The organism is Flavobacterium sp. Root186, from assembly GCF_001428525.1.
Lineage (GTDB): Bacteria > Bacteroidota > Bacteroidia > Flavobacteriales > Flavobacteriaceae > Flavobacterium.
Map to the genome: position 1 here is coordinate 64460 of NZ_LMHW01000015.1, position 17484 is coordinate 81943.

Below are 17484 nucleotides of genomic sequence, written 5' to 3' on the forward strand. Positions count from 1 at the left end.
TTTTAATCATTTACCTAACCGAATTATTATGAAAAAAACTTTACTCTTATTTTTCCTTTTGTTTTCTGTGTTTTCATTTGCACAGATACAACAGGTTACCTATTCCGTTAGCCCCGCAGCTTTTGAAGAAACAACTTCTATCACTATTACAGTTAATGGAGACAATCTTGATGAAACTGCATGGGGAGTTACAGATCATTCGCTTTATATGTGGGCATGGGCTTTTGATACAAACGACACGACACAAAAAGGTACTCCAAATAATGGTTCTTGGGAAGCTTCAAGCGATGCAAGCAAGTTTACCTATAACGCAGGCACAGATACTTATACAAAAACAATTGTTCCAACAACATATTACAGCACTACAGGAATTGGAAAAATTGGTTTTTTGATTAAAGCTAAAAATGGAACTGGCGATAAAAAATCACAAGATATTTTAGTTGAAGTAGGATCTTTTCAGGTAAATCTGACTGCGCCAATTGAAAATAGCTCTACAATTATTGCATCAGGTTCTAACTTTAATATCATAGCGACAAACACAAACGGAAACGCAAGCTATTCTTTAAAAGCAAACGGAACTGTTATCAATACCAATACAAGTACAGCAAGTTATTCGTATTCTCATACTAATATTACTGGCAATCAAAGCTATGAATTAAGTGCAACTCAGGGAGCAGTTACAATAGTAAAAAAGTTCTCTGTTATAGTAAATCCTAATACCGTTTCAGCGGCTATGCCGGCAGGATTGGTTGACGGAATTAATTATAATAATACAGATGCTTCAAAAGCAACTTTGGTTTTAGATGCACCTTTAAAAGATTTTGTTTACGTAGCGGGAAGTTTCAATAACTGGCAGCCAACTTCGGCGTATGCCATGAAAAAAGATCCAACTTCTGGTAAATTTTGGTTAGAGTTAACGGGTTTAGTTTCAGGTGTAAATAATACGTACCAATATTGGGTTGTAGATGCTACGCCGCTTGCGAATTCACCTGCAATGGTAAAGACTGCCGATCCGTATTCTACTTTGGTTTTATCTCCTTATGATGATTCGGGAATTCCTGCAGCTTCTTACCCAAATATGCCTGCTTATCCTGCAGGACAGCAATTTGAAGTTACGGTTCTTAAAACAGGACAAACTCCTTATAATTGGCAAGTAACAAACTTTACAAAACCAGCAAAAGAAAAATTAGTAGTTTATGAAGTTTTGGTTCGTGATTTTGATGCAGCCAGAAATTATCAAAGTTTAATAGATAGGATAGATTATTTTAAAAACCTTAAAATAAATGCTATCGAATTAATGCCGGTAATGGAATTTGAAGGCAATGAAAGCTGGGGTTATAATACTTCATTTCACATGGCTTTGGATAAATTTTACGGATCATCTGATAAATTAAAAGAATTGATCGATGTATTCCACCAAAACGGAATTGCGGTTATTCTTGACGTAGCGCTAAATCACGCTTTTGGAAGAAATCCAATGGTGAGAATGTGGATGAACGATCCTGATGGAGACGGTTTTGGATCTCCAACGGCTGAAAATCCTTACTTTAATATGGTTGCAAAACATACTTATAGCGTTGGAGAAGATTTTAATCATCAATCGCTTAAAACACAGTATTATGTTAACCGAGTTATCAAGCAATGGATTGAAGAATATAAAATTGACGGTTTCCGTTGGGATTTAACAAAAGGATTTACGCAGGCTTGTACAGCTTCAGATGAATCTTGTACTAATAGTTATCAGCAAGATAGAGTTGATATTCTTAAAAAATATGCTGATTATTCATGGAGTTTAGATCCAACACATTATACCATTTTTGAGCATTTAGGAACTGATACAGAGGAGCAGCAATGGGCAAATTATAGAATTGCAGAAACTCCGAGTAAAGGTATTATGATGTGGGGAAAAATGACAGATCAGTACAATGAATTGTCAATGGGATACACAAGTAATATCACAAGAATGTCAAGTGCAAGTCGTGGTTTTACAGCAAATCGTTTAATGGGTTATGCCGAAAGTCATGATGAAGAAAGACTGATGTATAAGAATATACAATACGGAGCTTCAAATGGCGCATACAATGTAAAAACATTAAATACAGCTTTGTCTAGAATGTCTGCAATTGGGGCGGTTTCATTACTGGTTCCGGGACCAAAAATGATTTGGCATTTTGGAGAATTAGGATGGGAAAAATCTATTTTTACTTGTAATGATGGAACTGTAAACGATGCTTCAGGAACAATAGCTGGAGATTGTAAATTAGATACAAAACCACAGCCGCAATGGGTAAACAATTGGTTAGGAGATACTAATCGTAATAAAATTTACAACGATTGGGCAAAAATGATTACTTTAAAAACTGTAGAGCCGGTATTTTTAGGAACTTCTACAATAACAAATGCTAATTCATCAACAGTAAATATCAAAATTACAAATGCAAGTTTAGCTTCAACACAATTAAAAGATGTTGTGATTTTAGCCAATTTTGCTACTTCTGCGCAAAATGTTGCAACAGGTTTTCCATACACAGGAACGTGGTACAATTTAATGGACAATACTACAATAAATGTTACAGATGTAAATGCTGCAATAAACTTACCAGCAGGAGAATACAGAATTTATGGTAATAAAACGGCAAATCTTGCTATTGAAGATTTTGAAAAAGGAAATGCAGTGAGTTTATATCCAAATCCGGTTTCAAATTACTTTACCTTAAATACTGCTTTTACAAAAGTTCAGGTTTATTCAATTTCGGGACAATTAGTAAAAAGTTTTGCTTCAAATGGAAATGCTGATTTTCAATTTGGCGTAAGTGAATTGCAAACAGGATTATATGTCGTAAAAGCTTCAGATGAAAATAATAAAGTTCAGGTAATGAAGTTTATCAAAAAATAAACACTGAAAATATATCTCTAACAGATTAAAAATTTGGTTTGGTTAGTAATGAGAAAGGGCTGTTCTATTGAAAAATAGACAGCCCTTTTCTGGTTTAGTTGTTTATTGTTTTCGTTTATTTCTTTTTATCGTTGTATTCCCCAATTACTGCAAAATAACCAAAAGTCCCTAAGCCCAAAACAATAAGAGGCGTTAGAATAAAAAGAATAATGATTCCAAAAACTAAATCATCTTGCTGGTCTGATAATAATTTAGGTAAGCCAAATTCAAACACGCAAAAGTAAGCGGCTGCAACTGCCAAAATAACCCATAAAACGCCTAAAGTTTGTTTGATTTTGTTCATGTTCTTAAAAATGTTAAAGATGATTAATTTTGTTTTTGTTGTCTATGTAAATCATTCCAATCACAAAGCAGATTGAAGCTATAATAATAGGATACCAAAGTCCGTCAAGATAAAAATCACTTTTTCCGGCCGCTTTTGCATGCGTTACAAAATAAGTCGAGATTGCGGGCAGCAAACCTCCAAAAATTCCATTCCCTACATGATAAGGAAGTGACATTGAAGTATACCTGATTTTAGTTGGAAACATTTCAACCAAAAACGCAGCAATTGGCCCATAAACCATTGTAACAAATATAACCTGAATGAAAACTAAAAAAATTAAAGTCCATTCATCGCCAGAATTGATATTAATAATAACATTGCTTTGAGATTTCTTCTTATTAGCAAAATCTGTCTTCTTTTCCATATACGTAGTTTCGTCAGTATAGGTTTTTGAAACTTTGGTAATTACATCATTATTTTTTGCGGTTTCAATACTTTGAGTTGTTTTTTCTACGATTTCGGTTTTGTAATTAACATCAGTCGTGTTGTACATCATCTTATATATAGGTCTGTAGAATAAAATAGCAAGCAGCATCCCAGACATCATAATATATTTTCGTCCCACTTTATCACTCAGCCATCCAAAAACAATAAAAAACGGAGTACCTAATAATAATGCAATTCCCAGTAAACTGTCAACCTGTGAAGATTCTACATTCATAACCGTTTTCATGAAACTCATAGCGTAGAATTGCCCAGTGTACCAAACAACACCTTGTCCCATTGTGGCTCCAAACAAAGCCAGCAAAACGAATTTTAGATTATATCTATTGCCGAAACTTTCCTTTAACGGATTTGTACTTGTGGTTCCTTCCTTTTTTGCTTTTGCAAAAACAGGCGATTCATCCATATTTTTTCGAATCAAATAAGAAACGCCTACCATAACAATAGAAACCCAAAAAGGAACACGCCATCCCCAGGAATCAAAAGCTTCGCTTGAAAGTATATTTTTAGTAGCCAGAATTACCATTAGAGAAATAAATAGTCCAACGGTTGCTGTGGTTTGAATCCATGAAGTCCAATATCCTTTTTGCCCAACCGGAGCATGCTCTGCAACATAAGTAGCGGCACCGCCATATTCTCCTCCAAGAGCTAAACCTTGTAATAAACGTAAAATCAAAACTAATAAAGGTGCAAGAAAACCAATCGTTTCATAACTCGGAATACATCCTATTAAAAAGGTAGAGCCACCCATTAATAATAAAGTAGCCATGAAAGTATATTTTCGACCAATAATATCGCCTAATCTTCCAAAGAACAAAGCTCCAAAAGGTCTGACAACAAATCCGGCAGCAAAAGTGGCTAAAGTAGATAAAAACGCAGCGGTGGGATTATCACTCGGGAAAAATTTGGTTGAAATTACAACGGCCAAACTTCCAAAAATATAGAAATCATACCATTCAATCATTGTTCCCATAGAAGAGGCAGAAATTACTTTCCAAATGCCTTTAGTAGAAGTTTTACCCATAAAAAACGCTCTGTGTTTTTAATAATAAATAAAAAGCTAAAATACGATTTCACGAATATAATGGATATTTTTTTATTTAGTTAATACTTTTTTAACAAAAACAACTTAAAATTTGACTTATAAGATTTAACTGTTTAATTTATATTTGGAATTAATTAAATGAGAGTAAAAGTTTAAAAATTATTATGAAAAAGGAAATAGGGCTGTTAATCGGTTTTTTAATTTTAAGTGCATGTACAACTCGCAAAGAGATAGTTTCTACTAAAAGTGAATGCAGTGTTTCAATTGTTCCTCCAGAAGATTTGGCCTCAAATTATAAAGCATTTTATTCTTCTTCGTATTTCAATATCAATCAGTTTGCAGATTTTGATAAAATAAAAAATGGAATCCTTATGTGTCGTTGGAATGAAGGTTTTAAGGATTCTACTTTTTTGATAGTTGATTTTGATAAAGAATTTAATACTGTCAAAAAAACAAAAAATTCAACGGAGGCAGTAATTCTTTCTTTAGAAGAAAAAAAGAGCCTAAAAAATATCTTAGAAATTTTGAAAAAAGAGAGTTACTATCAAAATTGTGTCCGTGATCATGGACACGCATCATTATATATATTAGAAATAAGACACAATAATGAAAAGATAGTTCAGTATTATTCTCCTATGAGTCATCCCTATGAAGTAGTAACATCAAATGCTAATATTAAATTAGTTCAAGACATACTTGGTATAATGGATCGTGGATATTATAGAAAATGATTGATATTTTTCAAAGCACACGAAGAAAAAAAACGCAAAGGTTCGCGTAAATCTTAGCGTACTTTGCGGTTAAATTTCAGGAAAATATTAAAAACAAAAAACCCGAATATTGCTATTCGGGTTTTGGTGGTACCTCCAGGGATCGAACCAGGGACACATGGATTTTCAGTCCATTGCTCTACCATCTGAGCTAAGGTACCGTGTGGTGCTTATTGCGGGTGCAAAGATAGAATCATTTTTCGTTTATCCAAAACATTTTTTTAAAAAAATCAATTCGTATCTTCGCAAGGGTAAAAAAATAAATATGACTTTAGCGGTTGACGTTGGAAACACTCGAATTAAAGCAGCTGTCTTTGAGGGAAGTACTGTTCTTGAGAATTTTGTTTTTGAGAAAAACGAACTCGAAAAAAAAATTACAAAAATTTTAGAAAAATTTCAAAACTGCTCAGATTTGGTTGTTGCTTCAGTTGGAAATATCGAAAAACAATCATTTTTAACTTTCGAAAATCAACTCAATATTCATTTTTTTACTCATGAAGATATTTTTCCTTTTACAAATAAATATGCAACGCCAAAAACCTTAGGAATAGACAGAATGATTTTGGCTGCCGGAGCAACTTTACAATTTCCCAGACAAAATAGATTAGTAATCGATGCCGGAACTTGCATAACCTACGATTTTATCGACGAAAAGGATAATTATCTGGGCGGTGCGATTTCTCCGGGACTTCGTTTACGCTACGAATCATTACACAATTTCACGGCCAGACTGCCTTTGCTGACTTTAGAAGTGCCTGATTCCTATATAGGAAACTCGACTGCACAGGCTATTCATTCAGGAGTTGTCAATGGGTTCGTCTATGAGATTGACGGTTTTATCGATGAATATCGGTCGAACTTTTCAAATTTTATAATAATTTTAACGGGAGGTGATGCAGAATTTTTGGCTAAACGATTAAAAAATACCATATTTGCCAATTCAAATTTCCTTCTGGAAAGTTTGAACCAAACATTTCAATATAAAATCGACAATGATTAAAAAAATTATAATAAGCGCTTGTCTGCTTATCTCGTTCGTTTCATTTGCTCAGCAAGGTACTTCGTCGCCATATTCTTTCTACGGAATTGGAGATACAAGATTTAAAGGAACTCTTGAAAACAGAAGTATGGCAGGAGTTGCGGTTGAACAGGATAGTATTCACCTGAATATTGAAAATCCGGCAAGTTATGCCAATCTGGGTCAAACTACTTTTTCAGTTGGAGGAACTTTTGGAACTAATACTATAAAAAGCAGCACAGAATCTTCAAAAGCACAAAGATCAACTTTTGATTATTTGGCACTAGGAATTCCTATGGGTAAATTTGGAGCTGGTTTCGGTTTGATTCCATTATCATCAGTTGGTTATAAAATTACAGATTTTAATACCGGAGCAAATGCAGTTAACAGCCAGCTTGAAGGAAAAGGCGGTGTTAATAGAGTGTTTTTTGGTTTAGGCTATAAAATTACACCAAAGTGGAATATTGGGGCAGATTTGCAGTACAATTTCGGTAAAATTACAACGACTACAATTGAAGCTGTAAATGATGTGCAAAATGCAACCAGAGAAACAAATTCATCTGAATTATCGGGTGTGAATTTTAATATTGGTACAATGTATCAAACTAAAATTACAAAAAAGTTAAACGTTTACACTAGTTTAAGCTATACTTTCGGAAGTACATTAAATTCAGTTAGTACAAGAGTAATTGAGGTTGATGGAGATCCGGATGCGATAACTGCAGACCCTGTAGACACAAAATTAAAACTTCCAAATAAATTAACTTTCGGAGCAGGTATAGGAGAGGCAAGAAAATGGTTAGTAGGAACTACACTTGCGTTTCAGGGAACAGGACAGCTTGCCAATTATTACAACGCAAGTCCAAATGTTAGATATGAAAAGTATACTAAATATGCAGTTGGGGGTTACTATGTTCCAAACTATAGTTCATTTGCTAGTTACTTTAACAGAATTACCTATAGAGCTGGTTTAAAATATGAAAAGCTTGGTTTAATAGTTAACAATGAATCAATCAATGATGTCGGAATGTCATTAGGGGCAGGATTTCCAATAACAGGAACTTTTTCAAATGTAAATGTTGGAATCGAATTTGGTAAAAGAGGAACAACTTCTGCAGGATTGGTTCAGGAAAATTATATGAACTTCAGCGTAGGCTTCTCGTTTAACGACAGATGGTTTGTTAAGAGTAAATTCAATTAAACCTAAATTTACATGGTTTTTTAACCTCGTCACAATTTATTACATTTGGCAGATGAATTTACCAAAGAGATATATTATAAACGTTGTCACAGTTTTTGCTGTGACACTGTTTTTTGGATGCGAAAGTAATTTTAAGGATGTTCAAAAAATTAACTTCTCAGAGTTCGTTCCAGGAAGTGATGCAGATACCGTAAACATTAAATACACAGATTCAGGAAGAATAACAGGTGTTTTGATAAGTCCAAAAATGCTAGATTATTCTAATCTTGACTTTCCTTTTACAGAATTTCCTAAAGGACTCGATGTTACTTTATACGATAAAAAACAAAAGCGTACTTTTATAAGATCAAATTATGCCGTTTCATACAAAACTACCGGTATAATTGATTTGCAGGGAAAAGTTAAAATTACATCAGAAGCAGGTCAGGTTCTGGAAACAGAACAATTGTATTTTGACCAGAAAAATGAATGGTTTTATACTGAAAGAAAATTTAAGCTTACAGATGCAAAAGGAGTTTCTTACGGACAAGGAATTGATTTTAGCAAAGATTTTAAAGTGATCAATTCACAGCGTATAAGCGGTGAAATTGAATCAAATGATGATAAAATATAGATTATGGGTTACTTAAAATATACACAATACGTTTACATAGCATTTGCAGTTTTTTTTATTTACGATGGAGTAATAAAATTAAATGAAGGAAATGAAAATTATCAGCTAAGCTTTCTAATTGCCGGAATGGCGATTTTTATGTTTTTCTTTAGAAGAAGATTTACCAAGAGATTTGACGATCGTAATAAAAAACAGTAAAAATGGAGATTAGTATTATAATATTATGTTTAATACTATCAGCTTTTTTTTCAGGAATGGAAATAGCTTTTATTTCCTCAAACAAAATTTATCTTCAAATTGAAAAAAAACAAGATAATTTTCTATCTCAAATTTTAACTAAACTTACCGAAAATCCCTCAAAATTTATTGCGTCAATGCTTATTGGGAACAATGTAGCATTGGTAATTTATGGATTTTATATGGGAGATGTTGTGCTTCATTGGATAATTGGTTTTGGATTTCAATTCTCTTATTTAACAACAATTTTGGTTCAGACTCTAATTTCAACTTTTATAGTTTTAATAACAGCTGAATTTTTTCCAAAAGTATTTTTTCAAATTTATGCCAATTCATTAATTAAGGTTTTTGCAGTTCCGGCCTATCTTTTCTATCGACTCTTTTATTATATCTCAACATTTTTTATCTGGATTTCAGATTTTGTTTTGAAGAAATTTTTCAAAACAGAAGGTGATCAGGTGCAATTGTATTTCAGTAAAATAGAACTTGGAAATTATATAACAGAACAAATGAATTCTGTTGAAGATGATGACGAAGTCGATTCTGAAATACAGATTTTTCAGAATGCATTAGAGTTTTCCGGCGTAAAAGCGCGCGATATTATGACACCGCGTACAGAAATTGTTTCGATAGATTTATTCGACACAGTTTCTGATCTAAAAGAACTTTTTATTGAAACAGGATATTCTAAGATCGTTGTAAGTCAAAATTCTCTCGATGATATTGTGGGATATGTGCATTCATTCGATTTGTTTAAAAAACCAAAAACTATAAAATCGGTTTTAATGACAGTTGAATTTGTACCGCAAACCATTTTAATTAAAGATGCTTTGGATCTTTTAATTAAAAAACGAAAAAATGTTGCTGTAGTTTTGGATGAATACGGAGGAACTTCGGGAATTATAACCATTGAAGATATAGTTGAAGAACTTTTTGGAGAAATCGAAGACGAACACGATTTAGACGAAGAATTGATTGAACAAGAATTAGGGGAAGGTAAGTATTTGTTTTCGACACGATTAGATGTTGAGTATTTAAACGAAACCTATAAATTGATGATTCCGGAGGAAGATTCTTACGGGACATTAGGAGGTTTTATTGTAAATTCGACCAAAGAAATTCCGCAAAAGGGCGAAAAGATTGTTATTGACAAGTATCATTTTGTGATAGAACAGGCGTCAAACAACAAAATTGAATTGGTCAGATTGACAATAAAAGAGTGAATTTTTAAATAATTAAAAAAAATTGTGTAAAATAAAACGCTAGTTGTATTGTTATTAACTAGATAATTGTATTTTCGCAAACTGAATATAAAATTAACGATAATTAAAATGGCAGTTTTAGCAAAAATTAGACAGCGTTCAGCTCTATTGATAGGTGTTATTGCACTTGCATTATTTGCATTTATAATACAAGATTTATTTACTAGAGGAACATTTGGTCAAAGTTCAAAAGATGTAGGAAGCATCGATGGAAAAGATATTTCATTTGAAGACTTTAGAGTTAAAGTTAGTAATCTTGAAAAAAGTGGTCAAGGAATTACTTCCACTGAAGCTGCAAACAGAGTTTGGGATCAAGAAGTTTCAATCGCATTATTATCAACTCAGTTTGATAAATTAGGATTGAGAGTTGGCGAAAAACACTTAATTGAAGTTTTAAAAGCAGATCCTAGTATTGGAAAAGAGCCTATGTTTTTAAACGCAGCAGGAATGTTCGATGTTGTAAAATTTAAAGACTATATCAAAGTAAATCCTCAGGCAGCCCAATTTATTTCTGCAAAAGAAAAAGATGCTGAATTAAACGCAAAATTTCAAATTTACAATACTTTAATAAAATCTGGACTTTACACAACTGCTAGTGAAGGAAAGCTGAAGTATGAAATGGAAGCTAACAAAGTAAACTTTGCTTATGCCGGAGCTTTATATTCTTCTATTAAAGATAGTGAAGTAAAAATTTCTGATTCAGATATCGTAGATTATATGAAGAAAAACGAGAAAAAATTCAAAGCTGAAGATACTCGTGAAATTCAATACGTTTTAGTTGAAGATAAACCTTCAAAAGAAGATGAAGCTGAAATTAAAGCTAAAATCACTTCTTTATTAAACGGTAGAGTAGAATACAACGCAAAAACAGGTAAAAACGATACATTACCAGGTTTTAAAAGCGCAACAAACATTGCTGAATTTGTAAACGCAAATTCTGATGTTCCTTACGATTCTACCTATGTTGCTAAAAACGCTTTGCCTGCAGTAGATGCTGACAAATTATTCAGCTTACCTGCCGGAGCAATTTATGGTCCTTATGTATACGGAAAATATTATGCAATTTCTAAATCTTTAGGGTTTAAAGCTGGAGTTAATGCGAAAGCAAGTCAAATTGTAATTGGTTACGAAGGTTCTCAAACCCAAAATCCAAAAGAAAAAAGAACTAAAGAAGAAGCAAAAGCTAAAGCGGAAGAAATTTTAGCTCAAGCTCAAGCTAATCCGGATAGTTTCATGATGCTTGCTTTTACAAGCTCTGATGATGCATCTGCACAACAAGGAGGTGATGTTGGTTACTTTAGTCAAAATCAATTACCGCCTGCATTAAAACCATTTAGTGATTTTGTATTCAGTAATGGAATTGGAAAAGTTGGTTTAGTAGAAACTCCACTAGGTTTCCACATTATCAAAATTACTGACAAACAAGACGGAATTCGTTTAGCTACAATTGCTCAAAAAATTGAGCCTTCTGAAGCTACTTCTGATAAAGTATTTACATTGGCTACTAAATTCGAAATGGAAGCTGCAGACAAAGATTTTGCTGCTACTGCTAAAGAATTAGGTTTAAAAGTTGCTGCTCCAATATCTGCAAGAGCTATGGATGAGCAATTTGGACCATTAGGAAACCAAAGAAACATTGTAAGATGGGCATTTGATAAAGAAACTAATACAGGAGATGTAAAACGTTTTGAAATCGCTAACATTGGGCACGTAATTGCGCAATACAAAAGCGAAAACAAATCAGGTTTAGTTTCTGTTACAATGGCAAGACCTTACGTTGAGCCAATCTTGAAAAACAAGAAAAAAGCTGAAATCTTAAAAGGTAAATTGACAGGTTCAACTATCGAAGCTATTGCAAAAAGCGCTGGTGTAGCAGTACAACAAGCAGCAAACGTAACTCTTGATAATCCGGTTTTACCTGGTGGAGTTGGACAAGAGCCAAAAGTTGTTGGTAATGCATTTGCTTTAGCTGCAAACAAAATCTCTGCTCCAATTGAAGGAAACACTGGAGTTTATGTAGTGAAAAACATTAGCACTGTAAAAGCTCCTGCAATTGCAAATCATGCAGAATATGTTGCTAAAGTAAAAGCTCAAAGCGCATCAGATGCAAGCAGAATTTTACCGGCGTTGAAAAACAATGCTAAAATTGAAGACAACAGATTACAATTCAATTACTAGTTTCTAGTAAAATAAATCATACAAAAAAACCCGAAACATTTAATCGAATGTTTCGGGTTTTCTTTTTTTAATATTTTTCGTAATTGTTTTGTAGTAAATGCTTTATATATTTTTCTTAACTATATGGGAATAATCGAAATATAATTCAAAAAATTTGTGATATTCAAAATATTACAGTTAATTTGTCGGAATTTTTGTTGTAACGAGGTATATTTTATTTGCCGAATTGTAAATAAAAACTGAAAAAGAATGATAAACAAATACTTTAAAAATTGGGGCGTTTAATGTTTATGTTTAATCTACTGAGAAGAAAACCTAAAGTGTATTCCAAAATTGAAAATCATATTTTTGGAATAATTACGGAACTTCTAAAAGTGAGCAGTACTGACATCAATGTTGATGAATTAGGAGGTAAGTATTATTTAAGCAATGAAGAACAGCATTTTAAAGTTACGATATTAAGTAACGATTATGTGATCAGGCTTACTAATACTCGCGATTCTGTGGCTGAAAAGTACGATAAGGTTTTTGTTGAAGATGTTTTAAAAGCTGTAAAAGAAGAAAAACATCGCAGAATGGAATTGGTTTATGATTCTATTACAAATAGTATAGAAAAAATGGCAGAACGTCTGCACAACACACTTATCGAATCTAACGAACAGGAAAATGAAAAAGTTCGACGTCTTGAAGCGGAACACGTTAGTGATCAAAAAGTAAATTTTTAATTTAGTTCTTTGATCAAACAATTACTCCTGTAAAATCATTTCATCATAGGTTAGTATTGTATCATAGCCTTTTGATGCAAAATAATCTCTTGGATTTTCTTTAGAAATCACCATTACAAAATCGCCGCCCCACGCACCAAGACTTTTAATTGTACCATTAAAATCAGGAAAAGCGATTTCTTTGATCGTTTTTATTTCCATGATATTGCTTAAATGAATTTCATGCTTTTCGACTGCATGTGCAAACTCTTTTAAGGATTTAGCATTTAAAATAGTATGTGTTATTTTATTGTTTTCAATAACGTTTTTTGCTAAATTTTGCTGTTTGTGCTTGTTGTAAGCGTGTATTGCTGCTTTACTGTTTTGTTTTTCATTCAGATAAACAAAGAAAATGTTTGTTGTAAAGTCTGGATTGAAAGTAACTGGTTTAACAAAATTGTTTTCTACCCTGTATAAAATAGGAGTGTTGTTTTGCGCACAGGCTATATCATAACCGCTTCCCCCAAAACTGTTTCTAAGAAGTGTAAAGGCATTAATTTTTGTCCACTGTGCAATATTGTTAATTAGAGTAGATGATGTTCCTAATCCCCAATTTCTTGGGAAAGTAAGGTTTGTTGTTATCTTATATCCTTTTGATTGCTGAATAAATTCGGGATTTAAAATGTATGCTTCGTGAAGTATATTAATTAAGGTTGTTTTTACTGTTTCAATTTCAGAATCAACATTGTTGATGACTTCTTCAAATGAAATAGTAGTTTCAAACCAAAGCTTGTTATCGTAGTCGTAACTTTTCCATTCTATTATTTGGTTTTCGCCATTTTCTACAACTAAATTTTGACCAAATTTTGTTGGTAAAGCAAAGGCATCTGCGCCATCTAAAACTAAATATTCTCCGGAAATAAATAATTTTCCGTTACTGTAAAAGGTTGTTTTCATGCTTAGATTTTAAAACAAATTCCAATATTTTAAACTCCAAATTCCAAAGATAATTGGAATTTGGAATTTTACTTAAAGACTATAATTTTCGGAATTTTTATTTATTTTGTTTTCTTAAACTTTCAATAAATTCAACTACAGCGCTGTGCGAAACTGTGTTTTTCTTAAAATGTACTTTAATTAAATGACGTTCTTCGTCTGTAGCTTCAAATTGATTGATGATATTATTTAGGTGCATTTTCATGTGTCCTTCCTGAATTCCGGTTGTAGTAAGAGAGCGTAAAGCAGCAAAATTTTGTGCTAAACCGGCAACTGCAGTTATTTCCATTAATTCTCTTGCAGAAGGTTTTTCAAGTATTTCTAAACATAATTTTACCAAAGGGTGCAATGAAGTTAATCCGCCAACTGTTCCCAAAGCCAGAGGAATTTCAAGCCAGAAAGTAAAAATTCCGTTTTCGATTTTAGCATGAGATAAACTTGCGTATTGTCCGTTTTTTGAAGCATAAGCATGAACTCCGGCCTCAACCGCTCTAAAATCATTTCCTGTTGCTAAAACCACCGCATCCACACCATTCATGATTCCTTTATTGTGTGTTACGGCTCTAAAAGGTTCAACTTCGGCAATTTGAACAGCCTGAACAAAACGCTCTGCAAATTCCTGCGGATTTGTAATGTGTTTTTCGACTAGATCTTCAATTGGGCAGGAAACTTCGGCTCTTACAAGACAATTCGGAACATAATTAGACAAAATACTCATAATTACAGTCAGTGTATCTTCTTCAGAAAATAAATCAGAATGGTGAAATTCTTCTTTTAAAGTCGTTGCAAATTGCTCTAAACATGAATTAATAAAATTCGCACCCATACTGTCTTTGGTTTCAAAAGAGGCATGAAGCTGAAAGTAATTTTCGAGTAAATTTCGTTTGTCTTTTAAATGAATATCTAAAATTCCGCCGCCGCGTTCCTGCATGTTTTTGGTAATGCTTTGAGTGTCAGAAAAGAATTTGGATTTTATTTGTTCAAAAAAAGATTGAAGTTTTTCGGCATCACCATTAAAAGTAAAATGAACCTGACCAATTTTTTCAGTATCAATTATGGTTGCTTTAAATCCTCCGCGTGTAGCCCAAAATTTTGCAGCTTTTGATGCTGCGGCGACAACAGAGCTTTCTTCAATTGCCATTGGGATCGTTTTATACTTTCCGTTAATTAAGAAATTGGGAGCAACTCCAAGCGGAATATATAAATTGGTGATTGTATTCTCAATAAATTCATCATGAAGCTGTTGGAGCTTTTCGTCTGAATTCCAGTAATTTCTTATAATACTTAAGGCTTCCTCAGGAGCCGAAAAATATTCGTTGGCAATCCAGTTAATTTTTTCTTTTTTGGATAATTTAGAAAATCCTGCAACAGCGTTGTTCATTCTCAATATATTAAATAATAATGTTGCTGCAAAGATACTATTTTAAGAGTTTTGATTGTAATCTATTTCAAACATGGAAGTACGCAATCGTTATTTTTTTTAACATTTAACACTTAAAATGTGTATTATGTTTATTTTTTTTACTAAAATTGGGCTCTTTTTATATTTAAAATAATTCTAATGAATACAAGTAAAATTACTGTAGTACTTTTATTTATAGTTGCATCGGTTTTTGGGCAGCAAAAAATAACGGTCGAAAACATTTATGGTGGCGCATTTCGGGCAAAAGGAATGGACGAATTGCAATCTTTAAAAAACACAAATCAATATACGGTCTTAAATGTTGATCAGACCAGCAGAACAATGCAGATCGATTTATATGATTTTGCAACCTTAAAAAAAGTATCGAACCTTGTTGATACTAAAAACCACAAAGAACTTCAAGACGGAATTGACAGCTATACCTTCGATGCTTCAGAAAAAAAGATTTTAATTGCTTGTAATTCTAATCAAATCTTCCGCCACTCTTTTACAGCAGATTATTTTTTATACGATATCGCTTCAAAATCACTAACTAAACTTTTCGATTTTCAAATTCAAGAGCCAACTTTTTCTCCAGATGGAACTAAGATTGCTTATGCTAGAGAAAACAATTTATATGTTTACGATGTAGCTTCAAAAAAATCAACAGCGGTTACTACTGATGGAAAGAAAAATGCAGTCATTAATGGTATTACGGACTGGGTTTACGAGGAAGAATTTGCTTTTGTTCGCGCATTCGACTGGAGTAAAGACAGTAAAAAATTAGCTTATATTCGTTTTGACGAGAGCCAGGTTCCTGAGTTTTCAATGTCGATCTTCAAAAAAGATTTATATCCAACTATCGAAACGTTTAAATATCCTAAAGCCGGAGAAAAAAACTCTTTAGTTTCACTACATATATATGATGCGGCAGGAAATACTTCTAAAAAAGTTGATTTAGGCAATTATAATGATTTCTACATTGCAAGAATGCAATGGACAAATGATAACAATACATTATCTGCTCAGGTTTTAAACCGTCACCAGGATAATCTTGATTTGTTATTTGTTGACGGAACAACGGCTGCTGCAAAAGTAGTTTTGAATGAAAAAGACAAAGCTTATGTAGATGTTACAGATAATTTGACTTTCTTAAAAGATAACAGCTTTATCTGGACAAGCGAAAAAGACGGTTTCAATCATATTTATGTTTATGATAAAACCGGAAAACTTAAAAATCAGGTTACAAAAGGAAACTGGGAAGTTGTTTCTTACTACGGTTTCGACGAAAAAACAAAAACTATTTTCTACCAGTCTACAGAAAATGGTTCTATCAACAGAGATATTTACAGAATTGGTTTAGACGGAAAAAATAAAACCCGTTTAACTACAAAAGTGGGAACAAGCGCGGCAACTTTCAGCCCGAATTTTCAATATTTTATTACCACTTTTTCAAGTAATTTAGTGCCGACAACGTATACTTTAAACGAGGCTAAAACAGGAAAAGAAATTCAGGTTATCGAAAACAATCAGGCTCTTGCTGATAAGTTAAAAGCGTATAACCTTCCTGCAAAAGAATTCTTCGTTTTAAAAACTGCGAAAGGAAACGAATTGAATGCATGGATTTTAAAACCAAAAGATTTTGATCCTTCAAAAAAATATCCTGTTTTCATGTACCAATATTCTGGTCCGGGATCACAGCAGGTAAACAACGATTGGAACAACAATGATGACTATTGGTTTTTATCTCTTACACAGCAAGGTTACATCGTAGCTTGTGTTGACGGAAGAGGAACTGGTTTTAAAGGTGCTGATTTCAAAAAAGTAACGCAAAAAGAGTTAGGGAAATACGAAGTTGAAGATCAAATTGATGCTGCAAAAGTAATTGGAGCATACCCATATGTTGATGCTTCAAGAATTGGAATTTTCGGATGGAGTTATGGAGGTTTTATGTCTTCGAATTGTATCTTCCAGGGGAATGATGTATTTAAAATGGCAATTGCTGTTGCTCCGGTTACAAACTGGAGATTTTATGACAGCGTTTATACAGAAAGATACATGCAGACGCCTGAGGAAAATGCAAGCGGATACGATAAAAACTCTCCTATAAATCATGTTGATAAATTAAAAGGTAAATTTTTATTGATTCACGGTTCTGGTGATGATAACGTTCATGTGCAAAATTCAATGCAAATGATGGAAGCATTAATTCAGGCTAATAAGCAATTTGAATCTCAAATATATCCAGATAAAAACCACGGTATTTATGGCGGAAAAACAAGAATTCAGTTGTATAACAAAATGACTAATTTTATCAAAGAAAACTTATAATA

14 protein-coding genes and 1 tRNA gene are annotated in these 17484 nt (G+C 32.9%); 10 read left to right on the forward strand and 5 right to left on the reverse strand.

What is annotated here, in order from left to right; translation table 11 throughout:
• The first annotated feature begins 28 nt into the window (after positions 1-28).
• On the forward strand, positions 29-2896 hold the full coding sequence (locus tag ASD98_RS19405) for an alpha-amylase family glycosyl hydrolase (RefSeq protein ID WP_056207584.1): 2868 nt from the start codon (positions 29-31) through the stop codon (positions 2894-2896).
• A gap of 115 nt (positions 2897-3011) precedes the next feature.
• Here the strand turns inward: ASD98_RS19405 and ASD98_RS19410 are convergent, their stop codons facing one another.
• Positions 3012-3239, reverse strand: a complete 228-nt coding sequence (locus tag ASD98_RS19410) for a DUF6814 family protein (RefSeq protein WP_056207587.1) — start codon at positions 3237-3239, stop codon at positions 3012-3014.
• 13 nt (positions 3240-3252) lie between these two features.
• Positions 3253-4749: an MFS transporter gene (locus tag ASD98_RS19415; RefSeq protein WP_056207590.1), complete on the reverse strand. Its 1497-nt coding sequence runs from the start codon at positions 4747-4749 to the stop codon at positions 3253-3255.
• A 185-nt stretch (positions 4750-4934) separates the two neighbouring features.
• Here ASD98_RS19415 and ASD98_RS19420 point away from each other — a divergent pair, with 185 nt between their 5' ends.
• Positions 4935-5501 carry a hypothetical protein gene (locus ASD98_RS19420; RefSeq protein WP_056207593.1) on the forward strand — a complete coding sequence of 189 codons (567 nt, stop codon included), beginning with the start codon at positions 4935-4937 and terminating at the stop codon, positions 5499-5501.
• A 124-nt stretch (positions 5502-5625) separates the two neighbouring features.
• On the opposite strand, the gene ASD98_RS19425 is transcribed toward ASD98_RS19420, so the two are convergent.
• A tRNA-Phe gene (locus ASD98_RS19425) sits at positions 5626-5701 on the reverse strand.
• Between the two features lie 104 nt (positions 5702-5805).
• On the opposite strand from ASD98_RS19425, the gene ASD98_RS19430 reads away from it, so the two are divergent.
• The 7 genes from ASD98_RS19430 to ASD98_RS19460 all read left to right on the forward strand — a co-directional run bounded on the left by ASD98_RS19430 (position 5806) and on the right by ASD98_RS19460 (position 12774).
• A complete protein-coding gene (locus ASD98_RS19430) occupies positions 5806-6540 on the forward strand; it encodes a type III pantothenate kinase (RefSeq protein WP_056208222.1) in 735 nt (244 codons plus the stop codon).
• On the forward strand, positions 6533-7759 hold the full coding sequence (locus tag ASD98_RS19435) for a hypothetical protein (protein WP_056207596.1): 1227 nt from the start codon (positions 6533-6535) through the stop codon (positions 7757-7759). The genes ASD98_RS19430 and ASD98_RS19435 overlap by 8 nt, the downstream gene beginning before the upstream one ends.
• 52 nt (positions 7760-7811) lie before the next feature.
• A complete protein-coding gene (gene lptC / locus ASD98_RS19440) occupies positions 7812-8372 on the forward strand; it encodes an LPS export ABC transporter periplasmic protein LptC (RefSeq protein ID WP_056207599.1) in 561 nt (186 codons plus the stop codon).
• A 3-nt stretch (positions 8373-8375) separates the two neighbouring features.
• Positions 8376-8570 (forward strand): hypothetical protein, encoded by a 195-nt coding sequence (locus tag ASD98_RS19445; RefSeq protein ID WP_056207602.1) that lies wholly within the window; start codon positions 8376-8378, stop codon positions 8568-8570.
• Between the two features lie 2 nt (positions 8571-8572).
• Entirely contained in the window at positions 8573-9832 is a 1260-nt protein-coding gene (locus ASD98_RS19450; RefSeq protein ID WP_056207605.1) for a hemolysin family protein, read from the forward strand.
• Positions 9833-9940: 108 nt separating this feature from the next.
• The gene (locus ASD98_RS19455) at positions 9941-12049 is read left to right on the forward strand and encodes a peptidylprolyl isomerase (RefSeq protein WP_056207608.1); all 2109 of its coding nucleotides are present in this window, start codon (positions 9941-9943) and stop codon (positions 12047-12049) included.
• A gap of 290 nt (positions 12050-12339) precedes the next feature.
• Positions 12340-12774, forward strand: a complete 435-nt coding sequence (locus tag ASD98_RS19460) for a hypothetical protein (RefSeq protein WP_053470008.1) — start codon at positions 12340-12342, stop codon at positions 12772-12774.
• A 21-nt stretch (positions 12775-12795) separates the two neighbouring features.
• Here the strand turns inward: ASD98_RS19460 and ASD98_RS19465 are convergent, their stop codons facing one another.
• Both ASD98_RS19465 and ASD98_RS19470 read right to left on the reverse strand, forming a co-directional pair.
• Positions 12796-13710 carry a GYDIA family GHMP kinase gene (locus ASD98_RS19465; RefSeq protein WP_056207611.1) on the reverse strand — a complete coding sequence of 305 codons (915 nt, stop codon included), beginning with the start codon at positions 13708-13710 and terminating at the stop codon, positions 12796-12798.
• 97 nt (positions 13711-13807) lie between these two features.
• Positions 13808-15130, reverse strand: coding sequence for a hydroxymethylglutaryl-CoA reductase, degradative (locus tag ASD98_RS19470; protein WP_056207614.1), 1323 nt, complete (start codon positions 15128-15130; stop codon positions 13808-13810).
• Between the two features lie 180 nt (positions 15131-15310).
• Here ASD98_RS19470 and ASD98_RS19475 point away from each other — a divergent pair, with 180 nt between their 5' ends.
• Positions 15311-17482 (forward strand): S9 family peptidase, encoded by a 2172-nt coding sequence (locus tag ASD98_RS19475; protein WP_056207618.1) that lies wholly within the window; start codon positions 15311-15313, stop codon positions 17480-17482.
• Positions 17483-17484 lie beyond the last annotated feature (2 nt).